Here is a 24,002-nt window from a genome sequence, read left to right on the forward strand (position 1 = left end):
CCTATCACATGCCGAAAATCCGTTCCCGGTCCGTCAGTCAGATGATGTCACGTTGACGCCACGCGCCCGAAGCCACGCCGTCGGGTCGATCTTCGTACCGTCGGATTGCCAGACCTCATAGTGCAAATGCGGACCGGTCGATTGCCCCCGATTTCCGACCGTCGCGATCTGCTCGCCTGCCCTGATCTTCTGCCCTGCCGTGACGAGCGCTTCGTTGATATGTCCGAAAACGCCAATAGTGCCGTCGTCCTGCAGTATTCGCACCCACAGTCCGAAGCCGGACGCTGGACCTGCTTCGAGGACTGTTCCATCGGTGACGGACACAATTGGTGTACCAATGTCGTTGGCGATGTCGAGTCCGTAGTGTGTCGTTCCCCAACGCGCGCCATAACTCGAGGTGAGCGTCCCGCTCACCGGAGCCATCGTCCCTCCGAACGACCGAGGAGGCGATGTCAGCTCGGCATCTTGGGCTCGGACCGCGGACTCGCGCGCGGCCTGTTCACTCAACTGCCTGGCCGCTTCTTCGGCTCGCTGTCGCGCCTTGCCGAGCTGTTCCGCGAACTCACTCGCGTCCGGAATCTTCGGAATCTGCAAGATCTGCGGCGACGCAGACAGGAGCGGTGTCGCAAAGCCCTCCGACGGGTTCTGGACGACCCCCGTCTGTGGCGCCGCATCGGCTGGCGAGGCGTGCCCGGTCGAGGAACCCGCCGCGATCAAGGCACCGCTGGCCACAGACAAGACCATGACCCGACCACCCGGCCCTGCGGACGTCGGCCGACGATGAGCGCCGCCGCGCCGCCGCCGGGTGGTGTCACTGTGCGAGTCTCGGCGGTCTCGATGCCCACCGATGGTGAGCCCCGAAGCAGTGTGTCTATGGTCCTTGGTCTCATGCGCGTGGGCAGTCTCGATACTCCAGTGACGTGCCAAGATCATGTTCCTTGCTCGCTGCAACATAACGAAATGGTGACGGACAGCGACCACCCTACTACTATCTTGCATAGTTTTTCACTATGCGTGGTGGGACGCCCGCTACCAGGGGATTCAGCGCGCGGACGCGGACGTGGGCAAGCCCTCCAAGGAGGATGCGCCCAACACCCGTGCTGTCGCATGTCTACTCTGCGGACCGTTGACCGCGGTGATGCAGGGCGAGATTATCCGATCCATGGGACTGCACGCGGTCGCCGTCGCCGGACTCACCGCCGCGGTCGCCTCGCCGTTCACATGGAATCACCTCTGGGTGTGGCTCGTTCCGTTGCTCGTCTGGACCGCGGCCCGCGCCCTGTCGAACACGTGGTGGTGTCTAGGAGTGGGCGCACTCTTCTGTGTCTGAAACGGCAACGAGCGCAGTGGTGAGACAGTTCCGAATCCGCCTCTGCGTCAGAAGTGATGGGCGTCGAAACTACCCTTCGCCGTTTACCCAGTGAGGCCTGAGGGAGGTACCGACTTCGAGCGTTTGAGGGCGAACCAACCAGCAACGAGGACAATCACGAGCATGATGACGTTGTGAACGTACTTCGGGATCGGTGCGACCGTTCCGATCAGCGGGTCGTAGGTGAACGCGAAGACGCCCCGGCTGATGAGGAAGGCGAGAGCGACTGCGGAGATGCAGCGAATGCCCCATCCCGGCCTGCGGGCACCGATGAGAATGAGCGCGCCCGCGCCCACGGTGACTCCGACCCCCAGTAAGAATCCGCTCCAATTCTCTCCTGCGAAGTTGCGTAAACACGCGAGCGTCAACATCACAGCGAACACTGCACCGACCACCGGAGCGGGATCGGATTCGGCGACTTCACGTTTCGCCTTTCGCCGATATCGCCTGCCGAGCAGGTAGGTGAGTACGAGGCAGACGATCACCAGAGCGCCCGAGGCGAACAACTGGTGAGCAGAAGCGTTACGGGATTCCGGATCGCTCATGATCATCATTGCCGCTCCGACATAGGCAGCGGTGGCAATGATCAGGCCGGTCCGCCCCAGCCATCCCTCTCGGGCGCGCTCCGGCTGCCATGCCTCTGCCAAGGCGACCGGAGCGCCGAAGCTGAAGATCACGTGTCCGAGGATGAAGTTGTATGCGCTGGACGCGCTGATCCCGAAGACTGGAATGAGTGTTGCCTGGTACGTCACGGCCCATCCGTCGTAGCCGTGGTAGTTCTCGCTGAAGAGGGACTGATCGATGAGACACGCCTGCGCAATTGCCAAGGCCAACATGATCATGAGTAAGGAATCCCAACCCCATCCAGCCCGGCGGACTGCCTCGCGCGCCAGCAAGGCAGGTGCGCCGTAGAGGGCAGCGAAGAACACCACTTCGAACAAGATCGGCCCCACGCGACCGGTGCTGTCCGCATACGCCGACAGCAACTCGGCGCTGACCGCACTGAGCACCGCCAATGCGACGATCCGAACTGCCGTGAGAAAGTGATCGCTTCGCCGTGGCGCACGTTTGGCTCCACCGCGATTACTGGAGATGGGCGTAGGAGTGAACGTGCGCTCATGCTTGGCATTCTGTGAAAACTCTTGTGCTTCTTGTCTATTGCATGGAATGCTGTGCACCATTCTGTTGCGGATCGCGGGCCGCATGCCCGATCAGTTGCAGTTCAGAGGGCGCCAGTACTGACGCTTGCCGCTGTCGCGAACGACAATGCGATGGCGCGCCAGCTCGCTTCGCAGCTCGCGCTGATCCTCCGAGTCTCCGCTGTCCATAGCGTCCTGGCGGGCTCTCAGTATCGCGTTGGCATCCTGGGACAGGCCGGATGCTCCATCGATCCATCGCGTAAACGAATCGGCGTGCGGGTCGCGCCCACGCCACGAATAGCCGTGTGAAGTGAAGGCAACCTCGAGCGCGTCCAGTGACAGGCCCGTTCTTTCCCGCGCGAGTTCCTCACTTACCGAACCCAACAGGACCAGATGGCCCTCGTCGACGAATACGCAGTTCACCTCAGCCGCAGAGAGTATCGTGACCTCGTCGCTCCGCCTGATCGTGACGTTCTGATCGTCAACCGTGACCGACACGATGTGGTCGTAGGCCATGACCGCGAGCAAGCAGCCGGCCAGAAGACCCACAATGGCGACGACCAGCGCCACCTTGAATCCGATGACATCCGCCAGCTCGGTGATCTTGTCCTGGTTCGGAAACCACGCCAACGCCGCCAACCAGGAAGGAACTCGGCTCAAGACGAGGCCAACCAGGGCGCCGAAGATCGGCAACATCGTCCATAGTGCGATGTGCAGGACTGTGGAGTGACGGACCGTTGTCTTGTCGAGAGTGGCGCTCATGTCTGATCCCCCTCGTCACTTGTCGACAGGCCGACGGCCCGCGGGAGCAGTTGCCGTATCGGCCGCAACGATGGCGCGGACATACAGTGAGGACCACTGCTCGGCGAACGCATCAATCTGATCCGGCTCCCGGCCCCGCAGGAGTCCCGGTACTTCGCCCATCCCTGATGTCAGAACCGACACGTAGAGAGCAGCATCCACGTCGCGGAACTGGCCGTAGGATTGACCTTCTTCGACAAAGCTGACCAATTCCGCGGTGCCAGATCGGCCGCTGATTGCAACTGCCTCATGAATTTCCGGAACCTGAATCTGCCTGCGTATCTCGGTCATTGCGCTGACCTGATCGCCGTCGCGCGCGCAGTACTGGACGAAGCGGGTCAGCATGCCTTCGAGCGCGGCGGGGTAACTGTCGTCGTGGCCGGCCTCCGACGGCTCAGCCATCGCCGCGTCGAGTCGCGCTTCGACTGTCTCGAGCACTGCCCGCATCAGCGCTTCCTTCTTTTCGAAGTGGTAGGTGATCAGCCCGGGGCTGATCGATGCGTGTTTCGCAATACGGGTGAATGATGCTGCCTTGTAGCCGCTCTCGGCGACAACAGAGATCGTCGAATCGATGATCTGTGCGCGCCTGGCAGCTTCGATGAACGAAGTGCGAGCCCGCCCATCCGCAGATGCTGTACGCATAACTAAAATACTATATGGGCAACTAGTAGATGACAAGGTGGCATCTTCCCTCGCACTCCAGCGCTGGGGTTCGGCCTCCTTCATCGTTCTCTTCTGATTGATCCGCCATTGCAGTCATCAGGCCCCCTGCGGTCATGATTCGCACGTGGGTGGCACCGACTCGACGGCTCCTGTGATCTGGCTACTGGTCTGGCGACAGGCTTCCTGCGGACCCAACCAGGCAGTCTCAACACTGCTACCGTTGCGAAACGGAGATTTCAGGCGGGACTGAACGATGGAAGACGCCGTACTGGCGATGATTTTCCTGGCAGGCGCCGGCATGTGCGCTCTTGCTGCATACACCGGCGCCCAGGGCTGGGTCACTGATCCCGCGAAGGGCTACAAAGTTCCGTCCAAGGTGCGGGCCAGCCCGGAACTGACCGGAGTCGCGAACACTCTCGTCGCCCGGTGGTGCACTGTGGCATCGGTTCTCTATCTGATCCCGGCGGCAGCGTTGGTACCCAGTGTCTTCTCGGAGTTTCAGATCCCGCTCCCCACCTGGAAACTCGTAGCCCTCGCCGCATACGGCATGGTGGTCAGCATGGTGGCCGCTTATCCGTTTGAGCGAATCTCGCGTCTGTGACATGCCGCCTCCCGGCCCGATCCTGAGTGGTTTGAGGTCGTCGAGGTCGGGCTGGCCCTACCAGGAAGACTCGGGTTCAGCGTATGGCACTCGTACCCGATCCTCGCTGGAATGGTGGGTATGAACAAGATTCTTCACCGCCTCTCCAGCGCAACGGTTCTCGTCGCATGCCTTGCCCTGTCGGGGTGTTCGTCGAGCGAGCACTCCGAGCAGGAGTCGTTCGCATTTGCTGGCACTACGCTCAACGTGATCCATGACAACGCCAACATGCCCGTCACGGTGTCGGCGCACACTGTCGCAATCGAGGAAAGCAGTCAGGTGATCGTGGAGGTCCAGACCCAAACCTTGGGACAGAGCCCAGAGACTCCGGCCTGGTCGTTGACCGATGACACCTTGGACATCGGCACCCCGTGCGCCGGCAGCGTCGTCGGGTATTGCGAGGCGAGCTATTCGATCCGGGTTCCCGCGGGAACCGAGGTGATGGTCAACGGTCGGCCGACGACAGTCGGTTGATCGTCACCCCTCCTGTCCACGCAGATAAGCCAGAACCGCTGCGACACGGCGGTTCTGGTCGTCGTTGGGCGGCAGGTCGAGCTTCATCATCGTGTTTCCGATGTGCTTGACGACCGCCGCTTCGGAGATGACCAGACGCCGCGCTATGGCAGAGTTGGAGTGGCCTTCGGCCATGACCGCCAAGACCTCTCGCTCGCGTGCGGTGAGTCGTTGGAGCGGGTCGCGGCGACGTTTGATCATCTGGCTGATCACTGCGGGGTCTACCGCTGTGCCGCCGGCATGGACGCGGCGGAGCGTGTCTGCGAACTCGTTGACGTCGCTGACCCGATCCTTGAGCAGGTATCCGATCCCTGCCCCGTCGGCGCTGTCGAGAAGCTCGGCGACGTAGCTCTGTTCGACATACTGGCTGAGGACCACCACGGGAAGAGCAGGACGCTCCTTGCGCAGGATCACCGCGGCGGCGAGACCTTCGGATCGATAGGTCGGCGGCATCCGCACATCGGTGACTACCAGGTCCGGATCGGATTCCCGTCCCGCGGCGATCAGCTCCTCGGCTGTGCCCACCGCAGCGACGATGACGAATCCGTTGCGCTCGAGCAGGACCTCGAGCCCTTCGCGCAGGAGTGTGTTGTCCTCGGCAATGACGACGCGGAGAGGCTCCGGAAGCGGAGACGACGCAGCCGTCCTGGTGACAGCTTCGGTCATCTGCGGCCTCCCTCGAGCACACCGAGCGTGATGGTGACGATCGTCGGTCCGCCGAGAGGCGAGTCGATCACCAGGTCTCCGTCGAGTGCAGCGACGCGGTCGGCGATCCCGTCGAGCCCGCCGTTCTCGTGTCGGCGCGTACCGGCTCCGCCGCAGCCGTCGTCGCGAACGCTGATCTCGACGAGTTCGGTTTCGGGTTGGAGCCGACGGAGAATGACGTCGGCCTGGCTGGCCCCGCTGTGTTTGACAACGTTCGCGAGAAGCTCTGCGACGCAGAAGTACAAGTTGGTTTCGACATCGGCGGGCAGGCGGTCGGCGAGCTGATCGTCGATGGTGATCGGGATGGCGAACAAGTCGGCCAGTTCGCCGACCGCTGCACCAAGGCCGTGATCGATGAGTACCTGCGGATGGATATTGCGCACGAAGCGGCGCAGAGCCTCCAAGGTCTGACGGGCCTGGCTTTGGGCGCGGGCCACGTCGGCGCGGCCGGGTGCATCGGCCGGCATCGCGGCAAGGGCGAGTCCCAGGGTCATGCTCACCGACAGTAGTTGCGGTTGAACACCGTCGTGCAGATCGCTTTCGATACGACGACGCTCGACATCGAAGGCGCGCACCAGACGCGCGCGCGATTGCGCGGTCATGCTCAGGTCGCGCTGTAACCGCTGTTCCGGACGGGTCAGCACCTGAAACACCAACGAGGCGTGAGCCCGAGCAGCGGCAGGCGACGCGAAGACGAGACCTGCCAGCAAGGCCACTGCGATGACGGCTGCAAACAAGGATTGGGACACAGTGTTCACCGTGAACGGCCCGATGACCGCCTGGTCACCGATCGCCACCAGGAACGGGCTGACCAACGCGACCAGGGAGCCCACGCCTACCAAGGCAGAAAGGACGGCGACGGCACCACCGAGCGTCAGCATGACGACCGTGTAGGCCAAAGGCCTGACCAGGGTCCGCGGCTCGCTCAGCCGGGTCTCGGGTCTTCCTCCTGCAGCCCGGTCGAGCAGGGCGGCGGCTCCACTCCAATCTGCTCGCGCGAGGGCGACCGAGAGGAGGGGAAGACCCATACCGAGCAGCCCCAAGCCCGCAACCAGGATGGCTCCCACCCCGCCGGTGCTGTGGCCAGAACCGTTGAGTGCGAGGGCGATCAGCCTGCCCAGCAACACAACACCGCCTAGTGCAGTCAGTGCCCGTGCTACGACTGCCGCCGTATAGAGCACACCCCGCCACCGCTTGACGATCGGTAGCACCTCCTGCTGCAACTCCACACGACTCACCTGCCCATCGTAAGGACGAATTGGCGGCGACGCGGTAGAGCCAGCCATACCGTCATTCGACGGTCCGGCCCTACTGCGCCATACCGGTGCATGCGATGTGCTGGATGCTATGAGCGAACCAGCCTCGCACGGCACCCTCTTACAGCTCCGTGACGTGACACGCACTTACCAGTCCGGGAAGTCCACTCTCACGGCACTCGACCGCGTCACACTCGGCTGCCGCCGGGGTTCGTGGACGGCCATCATGGGTCCGTCCGGGTCGGGCAAGTCCACCCTGCTGAACTGCGCCGCCGGGCTGGACACGCCGGACTCGGGACAGGTCTTCCTCGACGGCCGTGACATCGCCAGCTTGGGCGATGACGTACTGACCCGGATGCGGCGCACCGCAATTGGTTTCGTCTTCCAACAGTTCAACCTCGTCGATGCCCTGACTGCGGCACAGAACGTCACTCTCCCGCTCCGGCTGGCCGGGCACAAGGGCGCCGACGCTATCGCAGCACAATCCCTGAACACCCTCGGTCTCGGTGAGCACATGCACCACAAGCCACGTGAGCTGTCCGGCGGCCAGCAACAGCGGGTAGCCATCGCACGAGCCCTGGCGACCAAGCCGCACATCCTCTTCGCCGACGAGCCGACCGGTGCGCTGGACAGCAGATCCGCCGCCACGGTGCTGGACCTCATTCGTGCACTTGTCGACCAGCAGGCACAGACGATTCTGATGGTCACCCACGATCCCCATGCCGCGGCGCGCGCCGACCACGTTGCCTTCCTCCGCGATGGCCGCCTCGTCACGACCCTGGACGGCGCGGGTGCCAATCAGATCGCCTCGACCCTAGCGGATCTGGAGAGTCTGCGATGACTCGTCTCGCCGTCCGCACCTTCTTCGACCGCTGGCAACTCTTCGCCGGGACAGTCCTCGCCGTAACCGCCGGTGTCGCCATCGTCCACGCCGGAATGACGATCATCCTCGGAGTCGAGAATGCCGGGGCGCCGGGAGGTTCGACTCCTGAGCAGGTCGAGCGGTTTCGGCAATCTGCCAGCGGTGCAAGCACTTTGACTGGCATGACGGTGACGCTCGGAGCATTCCTGACGATCTTCGTGGTCGGCTCTACCTTCAACTTCGCCGTCGATCAACGTCGACGCGACCTCGCGGTCCTGAGACTTGGCGGTGTCACCTCTCGCCAGATACGAAGGCTGCTGCTCGCCGAGGCGGTCCTTATTGCTCTTGTCGGCACCGCGGCGGGCGCTCTGCTCGGGCTCGGGGTCACCGCCCTGCAGCGCACTATCCTGACGTGGCTCGGTACCTTTCCGGACGGGCTGACCACCCCGGTCCAGCCAGCCGTTCTGGTGCTCGATCTCGTGGTCGCGGTCACGGTGTGTCTCGCGGGCGCGTGGGGTGCCGCTCGACGGGCCACGAAGTTCAGTCCGCTGGACGCCCTGCGCCGCAGCACCAGCGAGCAGAAAGTGATGACCACCCGCCGGTGGATCGTCGCGGTCCTTGCCATCGCACTCACCGCGGTCCAGACCTACTTCTCGGCGACAGCTGGCGGAATGCTGATCCCGTTGCTACTCGGTATGGGAATCGTCATTACCGCCTCGGTGGCGATGAGTCGCCTGTCGCCACTACTCGTGCCGGCTGCGGCGCGAGCACTCACGCCCTGGGCGCGCCGCTCACCGGTCGCAGACCTCGCTGTCGCGAACCTGCGCGATGCCGTTCGCCGCACCGCATCGTCTGCCGCACCGATGATCGTGCTCGTCAGTCTCGTCATGGGTCTACAGGGAATCCTCGATACGCAGACGCGAGCGACGGCCACCGAGGCCACCCAACTCCTGCGTGCTGATCTGATCGCGACAGGAGTCGGCATCGACCTCGCAGCACTCGACGCCATCGACGGTGTCTCGCTGGCGGCACCTGAGACCGTCGTTCCCCTCACCGTTGTACTCGCCCGGGGCGGCGACGCCACGGACGCTCCGGGCACGGTCGTCGCCGTCGATCCAGATGCCTTCCGCGCCACTCACCTTCAACGCCCAGCGAGCGGTGACATCGGCGAATTCGCTTCCGGTAGCATCGTCTTCGGCCCCGGTCTGGACAGCACGATGCTCCGCAGCCACTACGACCAGATCACGCTGACCATCGACGGCGACATCGTCACACTCGATGAGGCAGCCCGCATGGGAGAAACCCTCGCCGGGGTCGATGGTTTCTACATCGACCGCTCCATCCTGCCGACCGACATGCTCGACGGACCCACCACCGTCCTCATCCAACTCGAGCCCGGAGCCCACACCGGCGCGGTCGAACGCGAACTCGCCGCTGCGGGAGCGACCACCGTGCAAACGCCCGCAGAGTCTTCCGGAGAACGAGACAGTGTCAAGGACAGTGAGAACCGCGCAGTGATGGCCGCGATCGTGGGACTCGGCAGCCTGTACGCGCTCATCAGCGTGCTCAGCACTATCGCGATCGCTATCGGTCAACGGCGGACGGAACTGGCGACACTACGACTGACCGGCTTCACCCGGCGTCAAATCCAAAGCGTCACCGTCGTCGAAGCCCTCGCCGCCACGACCATCGGACTCATCCTTGGCGCGGTCGCCGCCGTCCTCGCCCTCGTAGGCCTCTGGGCCGCGACGTACCGCGTCTACGGCACGCCGGTGATCGCGATCCCCTGGACCCTCCTGGGCGCCATCACCATGCTTGCGGCCACGCTCACCACCATCACAGCAGTCGTGGCCACGCGATTCGTGATCAAGACCCCGGCCATCCAGGCACTGGGAAACCGGGAGTGAACAGGGCTCGAGCCAGCCGCCATGTTCGTGTGGTTGCCGACTTCTCATTCATGCGACGAGGTCCCGGATATCGACCATTTCTCCGGGGAGCAGCCAAGCATCAGCAGGCTGGCGGGGTCAGGTCATCTGAGCAGGAATTCGAGGGCGATCCGCTCGAACGCCTCCTTGGCTTCGACCATCACCCAGTGCCCGCAGTTGGGGAAGATGTGCAGTTCGGCATTGGGAATCAGACGCATCGGAATCATCGGCATGTCCGGAGGGCACTGCCGGTCCTCACGGCCCCACGTCAGCAAGGTCGGGCATTGCACGTTGCCCATCATCGACCAATACGGAGGCAGACGGGAGTCCGACATCGCCTGCTGCTGCGCCTCGAATGCCTTGGAGCCGTACATCGCGGCGAGCGTCTTGTGCGACTCGGGATCGTTGGCCGTCTCCCAGCGTTCCTCGATCCGTTCCTCAGTGATGATCACGCGGTCGTAGACCATGCATTCGAGCCAGCGCACCAATTTCTCGCGGCTGGGCCCGTCGGCGAAATCTTGCAGCAGCCGGGTGCCCTCACTCGGGTTCTGACTGAATATGTTCGGCCCTACGCCACCAATAGTGACGAGTTTGGTCACCCGATCGGGATGCTTCATGGCCACATTGACGCCGACCACCCCTCCCATCGAGTTACCGATCATCGCCGCGGAATCGATGCCGAGGGCGTCCATGAAGCGGATCACCGCAGAGCCGGCGGTCAGGACCGGGTGCCCGGCGACTGGGTCACTCACGCCGAATCCCGGGAATTCGAGGATGTAGCAGTGGAAGTGCTTGGCGAAGACGTCCAGGTTTCCTCTGTAGTTCCGCCAGCCGCTGACTCCGATTCCGGAGCCGTGCAACAACAGCAGCGGCGGCCCCTCGCCCGCCTCGTGGTAGCGCAGCACCCCCTTGTCGGTGGTGATCTCCCTCTTGGTCCCCTCGTAAGTCGCGTCCACCCCATCACACTAGAACACGTTCCAGTTTAATGGGGTTGGGATCGTTCCCGCGGTCACGCTGCACGCGGTACGGCTTGCCTACACCTATGGAGCAGAATCGATTAAAGGGTTGTTTCATCGTCGGCCGACTCATCAAATGTCCGTCTGTACTGCCCCGGTGTAACACCGAACTCTCGGGTGAATGCCTGATGGAGCCCAATTGTGCTGCCGTAACCGACAGCCACCGCAATCCTCTCCAGCGAGTCGGCGCTGCACTCGAGGAGGCGGCGGGTTTCGAGAAGTCGCCGATCACGCAGGTACGAAGCCGGTGTGCGACCGATTGTCGTGGTGAATTCGCGCGCGAATGTCGACTGAGGCAGGCCGGTCAGGTCGGCGAGAGATTGGACGGTCCAAGGGCGGCTGTAGTGCATGTTGATCGCAATCAACGCGTCACCGAGCCGTGGATGACGTAGTGCGCGTCCGACGTGCGTGTCGATGTCGTCGTGCAGCGCAAGTCGCAGTCCCAGCAGATACGCGAGCTCGAACGAGCGAAGTTGGACGGCCTCTGTCCCGTTTCCCGGGGAATTGGTTTCGGCGAGAATTCCGTCGAGCAGATGGGCGAGCAGTGGCTGGGTGGCAATTCGGTCTCGACGAACGATCAAGACGTCGGGCAGCATCCGGTACAGCAGGTACTCCCCAGAGGAGTCGTAGTCGAGTCCCGCACAGAGCATTCGGCCGATCTGTGGCGTCGAAGGGTCACCGAGGGTGAGAACGGCCGCCGAGCCGGGCGCACGTTCGGGCAGCAGATCACTGATGTACGGCGCGTTCGTGCACGGCACGCCTGAGACCACGTGTGCCGCACCGCGAGGGAACATCGCCAAGTCACCGGCCGCGAGATGATGCCGCTCGCCTGTGCCGAACGTGATCGTGGCGGTGCCGATGAGCATGTAGTGAATCAAGGCGCGGGGTTCAGGACGACCCTGAACCGCCCAGGCGTGATGCAAGTGCCAATCGGAATGGTAAGCACCGTGAAGCCGTAAGGGCGAGAGAATCGAGCTGAGAACGTCTGCGTTGTGTTCCCCCACATCCACCATGAGTGATAATCATAGCGTCGAGGTTGAATTCTTTATTGTTACCACTGGATCAACCCGGCAATGTCAGCCGAATGAATTCACCTGACACTGTCCACGTTGCGGTCCTGGGGTCAGCCGGCGCGCAGGGCTCCGCAATCGCCGACGCACTCGACGCCGCCGGAGTCCCGACCCGCCGAATCTCACGCACCGGCAATGGCTCCGGAACGGCGGCCGCCGACCTCCGCGACACCGGCGCACTGACGGCAGCACTATCCGGAATCGATGTCGCGGTACTGACCCTGCCGCTCGACTTCTCCTCGGAAGCAGCGCATTTCGCTCGCAATGTCGCGGATGCCGCGGCTGCCTCCGGTGTCCAGCGCATCGTGTTCAACACCAATACCCGAATCCCCGACGAGATCACCGATGCACCAGGCTTTGAAACAAGGCGTGCTGCGCGGATCACGCTGGAGACCGGTGCAGTCCCGGTGACGATCATCGAGCCTGCCGTGTACCTCGACAACCTGCTCGCCCCGGGCGTGCTGACACACAGCCGCGACGGATCTGTACTGCGATACCCGATTCCGGAAGGACTTCCCGTGTCATGGCTCGCCGCGTCGGATCTCGGTCGTGCCGTGGCCGCAGCCTGCCTGAACGGACGCGGCGGCGAGGTCGTTCGACCGGGCCGGGCCCCGCTGACGCCGGAGGAGCTTGCAGGCGCGATCGAAGGCGCGATCGGGACGTCGGTGCGCTTCGAAGCGCTCGATCCCGCTCTCTTCGAACAGGGTCTGGCAGCGGTCGCGGGTCCCAACGCCGCAGCAGGGGTTGCATCGATCTATCGGTGGCTCACCGCGAACCCAGGTAGCACGGTTATGGCGGCGCCGGCCGAGCAACCGGCCTGGATGCCTCAACCGGCCACGGCGTCAGCCTGGGCTGCCGATTTCCTGAAGCCCGTCGCTTCCAAGGGCTGATCCAGTGACCATGCCCTACAGCGGAGCTTCCCAGCTCATGACCGGCATCAAAGCCCTTCCGGATCCGCACTACCTCTGCGCTGCCGTGCAAGCCGCGGATCCATTGAATGCCGACGTTCTCCTCACCGACCTGGCCGCCATGAACGAGCGCGCCGACACGACCGCCCTGTGGGCTCTGCAACGTGAGCTCACCCACCGCACGCTGACGCTCCTAGCAGCGCGCAGCCTCTCTGGCGTCGAGTCCCTCGCAGTGATGCGCGACATCGGCATCGTCCTCGGTTCGGTCAAACGCCACGGCACCGAACCACTGGAAGTGACACCGGATCTGTCACCGGCACTGCTCGCCCTCGGCTGGCAGACGGGTCTTATTCCGCGCGACACCGTCCAGCACTACACCGCGTGGAACCCTCGCGGTGAACGTCGACGCAGATACACCGACGACCCACAAGAGCAACACCTCCAGGACGCCGTTTCGACTGTGTTCCCACAGCTCAGCGCGTCGCTGACAATCAGCAGTGAGCTGTCGGAACTCGATCCGCGGGACTCACGTTTCGCCCCGTTGATGTCATGCCTCGACGGAATCACGGTGTCGATGGTGACCACGATCGACACCGTCGTTCGCAGTGTCTCACCGGTGTTCTTCGCTCAGGTACTGCGACCGTACTTCGAGGAAATCACCATCGCCGGCACTACCTACCTCGGCCCGGCAGCAGCGCAGGTCCCGCTGTGGTTGGTCGATCTGTGCTTGTGGGCGTCCGACCGCAACGCCGACGGATACCGCAAGTTTCTCGACGACTCACTGCCATACGCGCTACCCAGTTGGCGCGCGTTTCACGATGCGCACCACCGGCATCCGTCGATTGTCACGCGGTTGACCACTGGGTTCGCAGCAGAACCGCAGAATGCCGACCTCGAGCGATCCGCCGAAGCCACCGCTCGGTTGCTCCGGACTCTCAAGACGTTCCGCGGTCGTCATATCGGTATCGCCAAGAAGGCGTACGCCGATGATGTTCGGTTGTACGAAAACGGTAGTGGCGGCGCACCGGTCGCGTTACTGAAGGAGATTCTCGACCTGACACGAGAGAACGAAACTCTGTTGAACAAGCCCACCACATCGCACCGGCCGGTTGCGGCGGCACGATGACTCGCATTCTGATTGCCGGTGCCGGGATCGCGGGCCTCACATGTGCGCTGGCCTTACACTCGCAGGGGGAGTGTAAGGTCACCGTATTCGAGCAGGCGCCGCAGGTCAGGCCATTGGGTTCTGGGGTGAATCTGATGCCGCAGGCCACCCGGCACTTCGCTGACCTCGGCATCCTCGACGACCTACGAGGCGTCGCCATTGCCACCTCGACCATGCAGCTGGCCACTGCACGGGGACAGATCCTGTGGAGCGAGCAACGCGGAGGAGGACCGGACTCCACGGCGCCTCAGCTATCGATCCACCGAGGTTGGCTCACCAGCACATTGGTCGAACATGTGCGAGAGCGGCTGGGGCCGGCATCGATCATCCCCGGCGCTCGGTTGATCGATGTCGATTCTCGCTGCAGGACTGCGACGTTCGCTCAACCGGATGGTTCCACTCGGACGGAGACCTTCGACATACTGGTCGGCGCGGACGGTATCCGGTCCGTAACGCGAAACTCGGTGCGCGGTGGGGCGACCGAGCTGCAATTCGCCGGTGCCACCATCTGGCGCGGAGTGACGCGATTCAGCAGCTTCGCGGACGGCGCAACTATGGTCATCGCCGGAGACGGCCGCTGCAAAGTTGTGTTCTATCCGTTGGCGCACTACGACGACGGAACATGCCTGATGAACTGGGCTGCTGCAACTCCGGAGAGCGACGGGAACAGCGAGAGGGGGAACTGGAACGCCGCCGCTACCGCCGAAGAGTTCGCCGGTCACTTCTCCGGCTGGCACATACACGGCGTCGACATCGAGCATCTGATGCGCAGCACCGACTTTCCGTTTGCATACCCGATGGTCGATATCGATCCACTCCCCGCCTGGACCCGAGGTCCGATCACCTTGATCGGCGATGCCGCCCACGCGATGTATCCGATCGGATCCAACGGTGCCACGCAGTCCGTGATCGACGCGGCCGTCCTCGCCGGCCACCTCGCGTCCGGGATCGACCCCCGAGAAGGGTTGGCTCGCTATGAATCCGAGCGTCGACCTGCAACCACTGAGATCCAGAAGGCGAACCGAGCTCGTGGCCCCGAGGTGGTCATCGATCTCGCCGCGGAGCGCGCCCCTCACGGATTCACCGAACTGTCTGATGTCTTCGCCCCTGGCGAGCTCGAACACATCGCCGGTCGCTACGCCGCAGCGACCGGCGCCCCAACCCCCATCAGGAGCCACTCATGACCCGTACGGGCGACCAGTACCTACGTGATCTCGCCAACCGCCCCCGATCTGTCTGGCTCGGCGACAAGCATATTCGTGATATCACCGACCATCCCGCCTTCGCGCACACTGCCCGGTCCATCGCGGCACTCTACGATCAGGCGGCTGTCGATACCGATACATCGGTACTCCGAGACCCTGACAATGCGCGCAGCGACGGAACACCGGCACTGCGTGCATACAGTATCCCGCACAACCATGCCGACCTGACGGCCAAACACAACGCCCATGACGCATGGGCACGGCCGAGCTTCGGATTCCTCGGGAGGTCCCCGGATTACATGGCGGCCGGCGCAGCCGGCTGGGCAACACGCCCAGAGGCTTTCACCTCTCCGGCGTTCGACGGTGCCGCCAACGCCGCGGCCCTGTACCAGCGGCTGCGTGACAATGACCTGTTCGCGGCCTTCACCATCACCAACCCCTCCACGAACAGGGCCATATCCGTGGACGCGCAGGGTGCCGGTGACCTCCTGATGCACGTCGACAGGGAAACCGCGGACGGTATCGTCATCAGCGGCGCGAAGACCATAGGAACCGGTGCCGTGTTCGCCGACGACATCATCGTCGGCACCATCGAGCCGCTTCGAAGTGAAGACGAGCCGTACGCCTTCACTCTCACGCTCGATCCCACCGCCGAGGGTGTGCACCTGATCTCTCGGACCAGCTACGAATCCACTGCCACCAGCGCCGCCGACAATCCACTCTCGCACCGTTTCGACGAGAATGACGCACTGTTGGTGTGCCAAGAGGTGCACGTCCCCTGGGAACGCGTCCTCACCTATCGTGACATCGAGGCGACCGGCAGAATCTGGTGGGGCACACCCGCATACACCAACATGGCGCACCAGGCCGCCGTACGCTTCGCGGTGAAACTCGAGTTCCTCGCCGGACTGGCAATGGTGATCGCCGAAGAGAATGGAGGGGCCCGCAATCCGTCCGTGCGTGCGGAGCTCGGCCGTCTCGCCGGATACGCGCACACCGCGCAGGCAATCGCCCTCGGAGCGGCGTCTGCTTACGAAGTCGATCCCGGCGACCACGGTGCTGTGCGTGTCAATCAAGCGATCATTTTTGCCCAGCGCCAGTTTGCCGCCGAGGCCTATCCGGCGGTACTCCACCAACTACGGATGCTGTGTGGCGGCAGTCTGACCCAGCTTCCCGTATCGATCGAGGACCTGTCGGCACCAGTGATCGGCGACTTACTCAACCGGTACAGCCGAACCGCCGGACAGACGGCAGAGGACCGGATCCGCCTGATGAAACTGGTATGGGACGTCACCGGTTCCGAATTCGCAATCCGCCATGCGCATTACGAGCAGTTCTACCAAGGAGCCCCCCACGTGTATCTGGGCCAGCTCGCAGGAACCGCGAATGCCGCCGCAATGGCCGAGTATGCCTCCACTGCACTACATGTTGCAGATCCTGCGGTGGTCACAGCACGATGAGGGCTACCGCTCCGGCGCCCGGTCGGATCAGCAGTGCCGTGGGGTGGACTCTGGCACTGACTCAGTTTCTGCTCATTCTCGACACCGCAGTACTGAACGTGGCCGTTCCGCACATCGCCGACGGGGTCGGCCTCTCACAGGCCGAACAAGGTTGGGTGATCAATGCATTCGTCGTACCCTTCGCCGGACTTCTCCTCGCGGCCGGCTACGCAGCCGATCGAATCGGGCGCCGAAAGGTGCTCGCCACCGGATTGAGTGTCCTCGCTGTCGGAGCGGCGCTCGGAGTCGTCGCTGTGAACGGCCCGATGATCATCGTCAGCCGTGCGGTCCAAGGCGTCGGCGGAGCGCTCGCGGGTGCCGCTGCGATGTCGGTCGTGTTCGCATTGTTCACCGGGCCAGACCGAGGAAAGGTGCTGGCTCTCTTCGCAACGATGGCAGGCGTCGGCGGCGTAGCCGGCACCATCGTCGGCGGCACAGCCACCGAACTCCTGGGCTGGCGTTCCCTGTTCGCACTGAACGTCGTTGCCGCCGTACTGCTCCTCGTCGCGGTGAAGCGAACGGTTCCTCAGGACGGGCCCCGAGAAGTCGGCACCACAGCTCACCGGCAAAGACGATCCGGATCGATAGCGATGACGATCGCGCTCGCCGCCGCAGCGTATGCCGTCACCGCTATGACCGATCATTCATGGCGATCTCCGCACGTGCTCATCGGCTCGGCCGTTGCCATCGGTGCAGTAATCGCGTTCGTCGCTGCGGAATGGGGCGCCCCACGGCCGGTGATTCCCCGCCAGGTGTGGCGCAATCCCGCACTCCTGTCGGCCCTGGCCCTCGCCGGCACAGGGCAGTTCGTGATCACCCCGATCTTTCTCCTGGTCAGTATCTACGCACAACAGGCCATGGGGTACAGCCCGGCCGCAGCAGGATTGGTGTTGCTGCCGATGTCCCTACTCATCGTCGCGATCGCACCGACCTTGCCCCGCCTGATTCAGATGTTCGGCGTGCACACCCTCATGCTCGCGGGCTTCGTCGCCGCCACTGCCGGAGCGCTCTGGTTGACGATGCTGCATCCGGATGCCGACTACCTCACCTCGGTCCTCGGTCCCACTCTGCTCGTCGGCCTCGGTGTTCCGACGATCGCGATCACCACCAACCTGGCCGCGGCCGCGGCGGCAGAGACTGCGACAGCAGCCATCGAGCCCGGTTTGACCGCCGGACTGCTCACCACGGCCCAACAATTCGGGGCCGCAATGGGCCTTGCTGCCCTCCCCGCGATTGCGGCCTCTTCGTCCGGGTACGACACCGCATTCCTCACCGCAGCCAGCGTCGCGGCTATCGCGGCCATGCTCGCCGCGCTTCGTGCGCTTTGAACACACGCCCGGCCCCGGAGTTCGCCCTGGCCGCGCGAATGCCTACGAGAACGCCCCCGCCCAGCGCGCTGGAGACATCAGACCGGCACCGCTGCAGTCTCAGAACCGCTCGTCCCGTATCGCAGTGAGAGTGAGCTCCCGCACGGACGACGCGCTCGAAAGCGACATGATGGACCGCACGATGTCCACGACGTCGTGGACAGGTATCAACGTGCCGCCACCCCGTGCTACCGCGGTCTCGCGGGGCACATCGAGTCCGTCGTCCGTGTTGAGATAGCCCAATTGCAGCACCGTCACCGCGAGGCCGTCTGCACGGAATCCTTCTCTGAGCGCATCGGCGATTCCGTTGAGCGCGAACTTCGACGCACCGAACGCGACTTCTGGCCTGCCACTGCGTGAAAGCCCGGATGTCGAGCCAGTCAGGAACACTCGGGGCTGAGCCTGTCCGATCATCCGGGGGACGAGCCGCTTGAGGAGCAGAATGGCTGCGGTGATGTTCGTATCGATCAGCGACATCGTCTCGGTGTCGGACTGCTCGACAAAGCGATAGTCCGGGCCGAAGGCGCTCTCCTCCCACAATCCGATGTTGTAGATGAGAATGTCCACGGGTCCGGTGAGTGATCGATCGACCGTCTCGGCCGCAATGAGCGGGTCGCCGAGATCCGCTTCGATCCATGAGCGCGCGTAGTGCGGCCCCGGACATCGACGCGATACGCCAAGCACGTCGTGCCCGTCGCCGCTCAACCCGTCGACCAGTGCTCGACCGAGCCCCCGGCTCCCTCCGACGACGACTACCCGCGCCACGCTGCCCTCCTTTCGACAAACCTCGCCGGTAGACACTAGTTCAGCCCCGAAGCGGACTTGTACCAAGCCTCCTGGACGATGGCTTTCGGAACGCTGCGCGCAGACGACCTTCGAACCGCCCCTCAGTCCGCACCGCGGGCCGAGGGGCGGCTTCTCTAGGTACGCGCCTCGGCCAACTGATCGGCGCGCACCCAGGTGGCATGGAATCCTGAGGGCACCCGGCGCGGCAGCAACACCCGCGCGATCGGTCCCGCCGCGACATCCTCTGCGTCGAAGATGTTGATCTCTCCCCGATCCTCGGCCTCGTCGTTCACGAAGCACACCAGGTAGCCGTCGGTCTCGCCCGTCGATCCGTCGCGCGGCGCGAACGGTGCCTCCGAACCCCAACGCCCGGAGCCGAACTTGTGCTCCTCCTTGGTGCCCGTTTGTGAGTCGAAGCGCACGAGCCCGTCGAACAGCAGCGTCGGCTCGTTGCCGAGGCTCATGCTGTACGAGTACCGGTGCGACCGGCCCATGACCCGCGAATCCACGCTGGGGAACTCGATGTTGGAGTTGTCGAGTTCGGTCTCGACGGTGGCGCCCGTGCGCAGGTTGAAACGGTACCGGTAGAGCTGTGCATCGAGCCGCATGTACGCGAGCATGTTCGACAGGGGTGAGGCGAAAGTCGTCTGGTGCTGTGGGTTCTTCACCCGGCACACGTCCATGATGATCTCGTCGCCCTCTTCCCACGAGTTGACCACGTGGTAGATGTAGCAGGGCTTCACTTCGAACCAGCGCACGTCGCTGCCGTTTCCGTGACGGGGAATGACCGCGAATCGAGCGGGCAACTCCTGGTCGTAGAAGATCCGGTACTTGCCGGCCCGGCGCGCATCGTGGTCCTGCACCAGCGGCAAGTCCATGAGGATCGAGTAGTTGGCGGTGATCCCGATGTCGTGCGGAAGCCTCGGACCAGGTAGCTCGATCTGCGTGAGGTGCGTCTGACGACCGTCGGCGCCGATGATGCCATAGCGCAGAAAGTCCTGGTCCGGCCCGTAGTCGAACCAGATCAATTCTCCGGTGGCCTCATCGACCTTGGGGTGGGCCATCATGTCACCGGCGAATGTGCCCAGGAAGTCCTGTGCACCAAGTGTTTCCAGAGACAATGGATCGACACTGTAGGGCGTTCCGCAGAGATACCACGTCGCCAGGACCTGCCCGCGGTGGTAGATGACGTCGGTGTTGGCGGAATCCTTGATCCCGAGACCGTGCCCATTGCCCCACGGATTGCCCTTCGGGTTCTCCATGAGTCCGGTCCACAGGGCGCGGCCTGCATCGGACTCCTCGTGGAATGCCTTCGTCCGAACGTACCGATTGCGGTACCGCACCTTCCCGTTCTCGAAGTGCGCGGCGTGAATCATGCCGTCTCCATCGAACATGTGATAGCGACCCGGCGCCTCGAACTGCCGGTTCGGGCCATTCCGGAGATACACGCCGTTGAGGTCTTTGGGGATCTCACCGATGACCGTGAGCTCGTCCAGAACGAGTTCGTCGCTGACCGGCGCGAAAACTCCGACGGTGTACGGATTAGCGTCGGTGGCGTCGACCGGGCGAGCGACAGCGATGGGATCACCATTCGCTCGGGGCTGATTGGAAGTCATGCCTACTCCGCTTCGGTGTCGTTGGGGGTTGATCGATCAGATGAATGCTTTTCGGGTGCTGGGGGATAGAGCACCAGCTGGGTACAGCGAAAGAGCGCAATCGCCATCCCGGCTTCATCACGGACCGTCGCGTCCCACACCTGGGTGCGCCGCCCGCCGTGGATGAGAGTCGCCGCGACGGTGACCGTCCCGGACCGGGCAGTGCCGAGATAGTTGGTCTTGAGTTCGAGTGTGGTGAATCCCGACGCCTCCGCAGGCAGCGCCAGCCGTGCGCCGACACCGCACACCGTGTCGGCCAAGGCCACGACGGTAGCCGCGTGCAGATATCCGTTCGGCGCCAACAACTCCTCGCGAACGGCCAGTTCGCCGGTGACCGCCGCGGCCGATGCTTCGAGGATGCGCATTCCGACCAGGCCGGGGAACCTGCCCGCGAGCATCGTGGTCATCTCGTCGGCAATGTTCTCGCCGGACCCGGTCGGTGTCTCGCGCGGCCTGCCGACCGGAGCGCCGTCGACATCTGGTGATCCCATGGTCAGCCGACCTTCGCGACCGCGCCGCGAATATCGCGGCGTTGCAGCTTTCCGACCGGGTTCCGGGGAAGCTGGTCGACCGTGACGAGCCGCTCCGGCAGCTTGAACGACGCGACGTCCTTTGCCCGCAGGAACTCGACCAGTTCCTCGAGTGCAACCGCCTCACCATCCTTGGAAACCACTACCGCACAGCACTTTTCGCCGAGGACGTCGTCGTGATACCCGACAATGGCTACGTCGGCGACTGCGGGGTGGTCGATGAGGATTCCCTCGATCTCGGCGGGAGCGATGTTCATTCCCCCGCGGATGATGATCTCCTTGCTCCGGTCGACGAACTTGAGGTACTCGCCGCCTTCTCCGCACAGCTCGAAAATATCTCCGCTGCAGAGGTATCCGTCCTCGTCGAACGGGCTCGACGCAGCGGTTCCCTCGAGGTAGCCAGCGAAGACCGTCGGCCCCTTCAATCGGAGCTCGCCGCGCCCGCCCACCGCCGTGACCTGCTCGCCCGTCGCCAGATCCACCAGTCGCACCGAGGTGCGCTTGGCCACACCGGTGGCCCACGACCTGGCAGGTGCGCCGTAGTTCGGCAGGTACTCGGCACGGATCATCGGATCCGGTGTGTCCGACGGAGCTCCGAGCAGGCACACGCCCTCGTTCGACCCGAAGAAGTTGAGCACCTCGACGCCGAGCGAGTATTGCCAGTCACGCACGACGCCAGGGGGCAGCGGAGCACCGCCCGACCCCACCCGGCGGAGCGCGGACAGATCGTGCGCGGCCCGAAGGTCCTCTCGCTGCAGCAGCATGGTGAGAATCGCCGGTGGCATGCTCGTGTGAGTGACGCGGTAGCGCTGTAGCTGATCGAGATAGACGGCGAGGTCCAGTGGATGGTGGTGGACCAGGTGGCCACCGCCGAGCAACCAGGGCAGCAGCGATGTCGCGAACCCTGCCATGTTGACCATCGGGAAGGGGTTGAGCATGACGGACGCCGCGTCAGTCTCCAGACCGTCCTGAACAGCCTGCCCGACCGCAATCCAATCACCGTGACAGCGGAGCACGCCCTTGGGTGCGGCCTCCGTGCCGCTGGTCCAGCAGATCGTGATGCAGTCGTTCACCGATCGGGGCAGGGCCGCGCCGACGCGGTGCGCGGCATCGAGCGCTTCGGCGCTGGCGGGGACCGCGTCCAACGGCAGTCCTCCGTTCGATGCAGGTGCGCCGAAGGTGAACACGGTGCGCAACGAGGGCAACTCGCCGATCAGGCTGAGCGCCTCCTCGGACGGTGTCCGGTCGCCGAAGCTGTTGACGGTGACAACCGCAACGGCCGAAGCGGATTCGACAATTCGGGTCAGTTCGTACCGTCGGTACGAGGCAGGCATGGGGGCCGCGATCGCCCCGATGCGCCACAGGGCGAAGTAGATCGCGGTCAAGGCGACGGAGTTGGGCATCAGTACCGCGACGACATCGCCGGGGCCGATTCCCGATTCGTGCAGCTTGGCGGCAAGGTCGTCGATGCGTGCGTCGAGTTCCTGCCAGGTCAACGACTCCGGTTCGATCCCGCACAACGCGGGCAGGTTCATCGGATCGGTCACCGCCGGGGCGCCACCGCGACTCCGGATCTGGTCGTCGAGGAGGTCCAGCACGGTCAGCGGCGACCACCAGTGGTGTTCGAGGTAGTCCTCGACACGCTGATCGGGATGACACGGGCGTAAGCGGTTGGCCGCGTGGCCTTCCGAGATGGCGTTCATGGCGTCCTTTCGTGCGGTGCTATGGGTCAACGGAGGCGGCGGACAACGACGGCGGCACCGAGCCCGAGCGCTGCCGGAATGGTCACCAGGGCGTACTCGCCGTCCACGCGGGAGAGCTGATCCAGGGCGTTGACAAGGAGAGCCCCACCGCCTGCGCCCAGTGGGTGGCCGGTGGCGAGCGATCCGCCGAGTGGATTGACCTTGTTCGGATCGAGTCCCAGCTCCCGGGTCATCACCAGGACGGACGCGGCGAAGGACTCGTTGGCTTCGATCACGTCGAGTTGTCCTGCGGTGATCCCGGCGTTCTCGAGGGCGCGCCTGGAGGCGGCGACCGATGCCGTGAGTAGCGGTGAGCGCACGGCGGCCTGGGCAACGCCCACCACCTCCGCAATCGGCTCGTGGCCGATCCGATGGCGCGCGGCGGAGGACCCGAAGAGCGCGAGCGCCGCGCCATCCGCCATCTGCGGGGCGGTGGCGGCAGTGTGGAGCCCGCCATCCGGACGCCCGACCGCGGGCAGACGCATCGCCACCCTGCTCCACGACGGATCCTCCCCGAACAGCGGGGCGAGTTCGGCGAGTGATTCGAGGGTGACGTCCGGTCGAGGTCCCTCGTCCGACTCGAGGATGGTGGCGGCGCCGGAGCGGACCGGAATCACCGACCGGGACGCCGGGGCAGCGGCGGCACGCCGGTGAGAGGTCACCGCGTATGCGTCGAGATCCGTTCGTGTCAAACCGTATTCGGATGCAGTGAGGTCCGCGGAGACCCCAATGGTCACGTAGCCCGTGCGGTCCCCGAGTTCCTCGTCATCGACAAAGGCCGGCCGGTCCGACAGCATCGGCACCCGCGACATCGACTCGACGCCTCCGGCGACGACGACATCTGCGATGCCGGAGGCAACCTTGGCCGAGGCGGACTCGATCGCGTCCAGCCCCGAGCAGCACAGCCGCGAGACCACCCCGGCGCCGACCTGGTCCGGCCAGCCCGCCCAGAGCACTCCGGCGCGGGCAACGTTGCCGCCTTGTTCACCGGCGGCCGTGCTGGTGCCGACAATGACATCGTCGACCGCTTCGGCGGGGAGTCCGCGGTCCTGCAGGGCGGACAGCAACTGGGCGAGGAGTTCGTGCGCGGGTACGGCGGCGAGCGTGCCGCCCTGACGCCGGGCCCGGGCCTTCGGCGTGCGAACCGCGTCGTAGATGTAGACGCCGGATGTGAACTGAGACATGG

Annotated in this window: 23 protein-coding genes; 10 read left to right on the forward strand and 13 right to left on the reverse strand. The window is 64.3% G+C overall.

The window, feature by feature from the left end; genetic code table 11:
* Positions 1–33: 33 nt before the first annotated feature.
* Positions 34–414, reverse strand: a complete 381-nt coding sequence (locus ERC79_RS23410; RefSeq protein WP_242676805.1) for a M23 family metallopeptidase — start codon at positions 412–414, stop codon at positions 34–36.
* Between the two features lie 646 nt (positions 415–1,060).
* On the opposite strand from ERC79_RS23410, the gene ERC79_RS10500 reads away from it, so the two are divergent.
* The gene (locus tag ERC79_RS10500) at positions 1,061–1,330 is read left to right on the forward strand and encodes a hypothetical protein (protein WP_131577964.1); all 270 of its coding nucleotides are present in this window, start codon (positions 1,061–1,063) and stop codon (positions 1,328–1,330) included.
* Between the two features lie 83 nt (positions 1,331–1,413).
* On the opposite strand, the gene ERC79_RS10505 is transcribed toward ERC79_RS10500, so the two are convergent.
* The 3 genes from ERC79_RS10505 to ERC79_RS10515 all read right to left on the reverse strand — a co-directional run bounded on the left by ERC79_RS10505 (position 1,414) and on the right by ERC79_RS10515 (position 4,035).
* Entirely contained in the window at positions 1,414–2,385 is a 972-nt protein-coding gene (locus ERC79_RS10505; protein WP_131577966.1) for a hypothetical protein, read from the reverse strand.
* A gap of 195 nt (positions 2,386–2,580) precedes the next feature.
* On the reverse strand, positions 2,581–3,270 hold the full coding sequence (locus ERC79_RS10510; protein WP_131577968.1) for a hypothetical protein: 690 nt from the start codon (positions 3,268–3,270) through the stop codon (positions 2,581–2,583).
* A 15-nt stretch (positions 3,271–3,285) separates the two neighbouring features.
* Complete coding sequence (locus tag ERC79_RS10515; RefSeq protein WP_131577970.1) at positions 3,286–4,035, reverse strand: TetR/AcrR family transcriptional regulator; 750 nt, start codon at positions 4,033–4,035, stop codon at positions 3,286–3,288.
* Between the two features lie 190 nt (positions 4,036–4,225).
* Between ERC79_RS10515 and ERC79_RS10520 the strand changes: the two genes are divergently transcribed.
* Together ERC79_RS10520 and ERC79_RS10525 are read left to right on the forward strand one after the other, a co-directional pair.
* On the forward strand, positions 4,226–4,573 hold the full coding sequence (locus ERC79_RS10520) for a hypothetical protein (RefSeq protein ID WP_131577972.1): 348 nt from the start codon (positions 4,226–4,228) through the stop codon (positions 4,571–4,573).
* A 120-nt stretch (positions 4,574–4,693) separates the two neighbouring features.
* Positions 4,694–5,086 carry a hypothetical protein gene (locus tag ERC79_RS10525; protein WP_131577974.1) on the forward strand — a complete coding sequence of 131 codons (393 nt, stop codon included), beginning with the start codon at positions 4,694–4,696 and terminating at the stop codon, positions 5,084–5,086.
* 3 nt (positions 5,087–5,089) lie between these two features.
* Here ERC79_RS10525 and ERC79_RS10530 read toward each other — a convergent pair whose 3' ends face one another.
* Positions 5,090–5,791, reverse strand: coding sequence for a response regulator transcription factor (locus ERC79_RS10530; RefSeq protein WP_131577976.1), 702 nt, complete (start codon positions 5,789–5,791; stop codon positions 5,090–5,092).
* Positions 5,788–7,068, reverse strand: a complete 1,281-nt coding sequence (locus ERC79_RS10535; RefSeq protein WP_165497079.1) for a histidine kinase — start codon at positions 7,066–7,068, stop codon at positions 5,788–5,790. Before ERC79_RS10535 ends, ERC79_RS10530 begins: the two co-directional genes overlap by 4 nt.
* A gap of 154 nt (positions 7,069–7,222) precedes the next feature.
* Here ERC79_RS10535 and ERC79_RS10540 point away from each other — a divergent pair, with 154 nt between their 5' ends.
* Together ERC79_RS10540 and ERC79_RS10545 are read left to right on the forward strand one after the other, a co-directional pair.
* Positions 7,223–7,927 (forward strand): ABC transporter ATP-binding protein, encoded by a 705-nt coding sequence (locus ERC79_RS10540; protein ID WP_242676806.1) that lies wholly within the window; start codon positions 7,223–7,225, stop codon positions 7,925–7,927.
* Positions 7,924–9,855 carry an FtsX-like permease family protein gene (locus tag ERC79_RS10545; RefSeq protein ID WP_131577980.1) on the forward strand — a complete coding sequence of 644 codons (1,932 nt, stop codon included), beginning with the start codon at positions 7,924–7,926 and terminating at the stop codon, positions 9,853–9,855. The genes ERC79_RS10540 and ERC79_RS10545 overlap by 4 nt, the downstream gene beginning before the upstream one ends.
* A 122-nt stretch (positions 9,856–9,977) precedes the next feature.
* Here ERC79_RS10545 and ERC79_RS10550 read toward each other — a convergent pair whose 3' ends face one another.
* On the reverse strand, positions 9,978–10,829 hold the full coding sequence (locus ERC79_RS10550) for an alpha/beta fold hydrolase (RefSeq protein ID WP_131577982.1): 852 nt from the start codon (positions 10,827–10,829) through the stop codon (positions 9,978–9,980).
* Positions 10,830–10,930: 101 nt separating this feature from the next.
* Entirely contained in the window at positions 10,931–11,902 is a 972-nt protein-coding gene (locus ERC79_RS10555; RefSeq protein WP_131577983.1) for an AraC family transcriptional regulator, read from the reverse strand.
* A 71-nt stretch (positions 11,903–11,973) separates the two neighbouring features.
* Here ERC79_RS10555 and ERC79_RS10560 point away from each other — a divergent pair, with 71 nt between their 5' ends.
* From ERC79_RS10560 to ERC79_RS10580, 5 genes are read left to right on the forward strand one after another with little or no spacing between them, the layout of a single operon-like run.
* Positions 11,974–12,849: an NmrA family NAD(P)-binding protein gene (locus tag ERC79_RS10560; RefSeq protein ID WP_131577985.1), complete on the forward strand. Its 876-nt coding sequence runs from the start codon at positions 11,974–11,976 to the stop codon at positions 12,847–12,849.
* Between the two features lie 37 nt (positions 12,850–12,886).
* Positions 12,887–13,993: a monodechloroaminopyrrolnitrin synthase PrnB family protein gene (locus ERC79_RS10565; protein ID WP_131577986.1), complete on the forward strand. Its 1,107-nt coding sequence runs from the start codon at positions 12,887–12,889 to the stop codon at positions 13,991–13,993.
* Positions 13,990–15,216, forward strand: coding sequence for an FAD-dependent monooxygenase (locus ERC79_RS10570; RefSeq protein WP_131577988.1), 1,227 nt, complete (start codon positions 13,990–13,992; stop codon positions 15,214–15,216). The genes ERC79_RS10565 and ERC79_RS10570 overlap by 4 nt, the downstream gene beginning before the upstream one ends.
* Positions 15,213–16,697 (forward strand): 4-hydroxyphenylacetate 3-hydroxylase N-terminal domain-containing protein, encoded by a 1,485-nt coding sequence (locus ERC79_RS10575; RefSeq protein ID WP_131577989.1) that lies wholly within the window; start codon positions 15,213–15,215, stop codon positions 16,695–16,697. The genes ERC79_RS10570 and ERC79_RS10575 overlap by 4 nt, the downstream gene beginning before the upstream one ends.
* 38 nt (positions 16,698–16,735) lie before the next feature.
* Positions 16,736–18,064 (forward strand): MFS transporter, encoded by a 1,329-nt coding sequence (locus tag ERC79_RS10580; RefSeq protein WP_165497080.1) that lies wholly within the window; start codon positions 16,736–16,738, stop codon positions 18,062–18,064.
* A 99-nt stretch (positions 18,065–18,163) separates the two neighbouring features.
* Here the strand turns inward: ERC79_RS10580 and ERC79_RS10585 are convergent, their stop codons facing one another.
* The 5 genes from ERC79_RS10585 to ERC79_RS10605 all read right to left on the reverse strand — a co-directional run bounded on the left by ERC79_RS10585 (position 18,164) and on the right by ERC79_RS10605 (position 24,000).
* On the reverse strand, positions 18,164–18,868 hold the full coding sequence (locus ERC79_RS10585; protein ID WP_131577992.1) for an SDR family oxidoreductase: 705 nt from the start codon (positions 18,866–18,868) through the stop codon (positions 18,164–18,166).
* 155 nt (positions 18,869–19,023) lie between these two features.
* A complete protein-coding gene (locus tag ERC79_RS10590) occupies positions 19,024–20,505 on the reverse strand; it encodes a carotenoid oxygenase family protein (RefSeq protein WP_131577993.1) in 1,482 nt (493 codons plus the stop codon).
* A gap of 2 nt (positions 20,506–20,507) precedes the next feature.
* Positions 20,508–21,035 carry a PaaI family thioesterase gene (locus ERC79_RS10595; protein ID WP_165497081.1) on the reverse strand — a complete coding sequence of 176 codons (528 nt, stop codon included), beginning with the start codon at positions 21,033–21,035 and terminating at the stop codon, positions 20,508–20,510.
* Positions 21,036–21,037: 2 nt separating this feature from the next.
* Positions 21,038–22,777 (reverse strand): class I adenylate-forming enzyme family protein, encoded by a 1,740-nt coding sequence (locus ERC79_RS10600; RefSeq protein ID WP_131577995.1) that lies wholly within the window; start codon positions 22,775–22,777, stop codon positions 21,038–21,040.
* A gap of 26 nt (positions 22,778–22,803) precedes the next feature.
* Positions 22,804–24,000 (reverse strand): thiolase family protein, encoded by a 1,197-nt coding sequence (locus tag ERC79_RS10605; protein ID WP_131577996.1) that lies wholly within the window; start codon positions 23,998–24,000, stop codon positions 22,804–22,806.
* Positions 24,001–24,002: the final 2 nt, after the last annotated feature.

It is taken from the genome of Rhodococcus sp. ABRD24, from assembly GCF_004328705.1.
GTDB lineage: Bacteria > Actinomycetota > Actinomycetes > Mycobacteriales > Mycobacteriaceae > Prescottella.

What these genes read in the sequence shown, in the direction of transcription:
- ERC79_RS10530 (WP_131577976.1), bottom strand. Translation starts at nt 5,791, where the DNA reads ATGACCGAAGCTGTCACCAGGACGGCTGCGTCGTCTCCGCTTCCGGAG.
- ERC79_RS10520 (WP_131577972.1), top strand. Translation starts at nt 4,226, where the DNA reads ATGGAAGACGCCGTACTGGCGATGATTTTCCTGGCAGGCGCCGGCATG.
- ERC79_RS10575 (WP_131577989.1), top strand. Translation starts at nt 15,213, where the DNA reads ATGACCCGTACGGGCGACCAGTACCTACGTGATCTCGCCAACCGCCCC.
- ERC79_RS10545 (WP_131577980.1), top strand. Translation starts at nt 7,924, where the DNA reads ATGACTCGTCTCGCCGTCCGCACCTTCTTCGACCGCTGGCAACTCTTC.
- ERC79_RS10565 (WP_131577986.1), top strand. Translation starts at nt 12,887, where the DNA reads ATGACCGGCATCAAAGCCCTTCCGGATCCGCACTACCTCTGCGCTGCC.
- ERC79_RS10515 (WP_131577970.1), bottom strand. Translation starts at nt 4,035, where the DNA reads ATGAAGGAGGCCGAACCCCAGCGCTGGAGTGCGAGGGAAGATGCCACC.
- ERC79_RS10525 (WP_131577974.1), top strand. Translation starts at nt 4,694, where the DNA reads ATGAACAAGATTCTTCACCGCCTCTCCAGCGCAACGGTTCTCGTCGCA.
- ERC79_RS10560 (WP_131577985.1), top strand. Translation starts at nt 11,974, where the DNA reads ATGAATTCACCTGACACTGTCCACGTTGCGGTCCTGGGGTCAGCCGGC.
- ERC79_RS10570 (WP_131577988.1), top strand. Translation starts at nt 13,990, where the DNA reads ATGACTCGCATTCTGATTGCCGGTGCCGGGATCGCGGGCCTCACATGT.
- ERC79_RS10600 (WP_131577995.1), bottom strand. Translation starts at nt 22,777, where the DNA reads ATGAACGCCATCTCGGAAGGCCACGCGGCCAACCGCTTACGCCCGTGT.
- ERC79_RS10595 (WP_165497081.1), bottom strand. Translation starts at nt 21,035, where the DNA reads ATGGGATCACCAGATGTCGACGGCGCTCCGGTCGGCAGGCCGCGCGAG.
- ERC79_RS10555 (WP_131577983.1), bottom strand. Translation starts at nt 11,902, where the DNA reads ATGGTGGATGTGGGGGAACACAACGCAGACGTTCTCAGCTCGATTCTC.
- ERC79_RS10590 (WP_131577993.1), bottom strand. Translation starts at nt 20,505, where the DNA reads ATGACTTCCAATCAGCCCCGAGCGAATGGTGATCCCATCGCTGTCGCT.
- ERC79_RS10510 (WP_131577968.1), bottom strand. Translation starts at nt 3,270, where the DNA reads ATGAGCGCCACTCTCGACAAGACAACGGTCCGTCACTCCACAGTCCTG.
- ERC79_RS10605 (WP_131577996.1), bottom strand. Translation starts at nt 24,000, where the DNA reads ATGTCTCAGTTCACATCCGGCGTCTACATCTACGACGCGGTTCGCACG.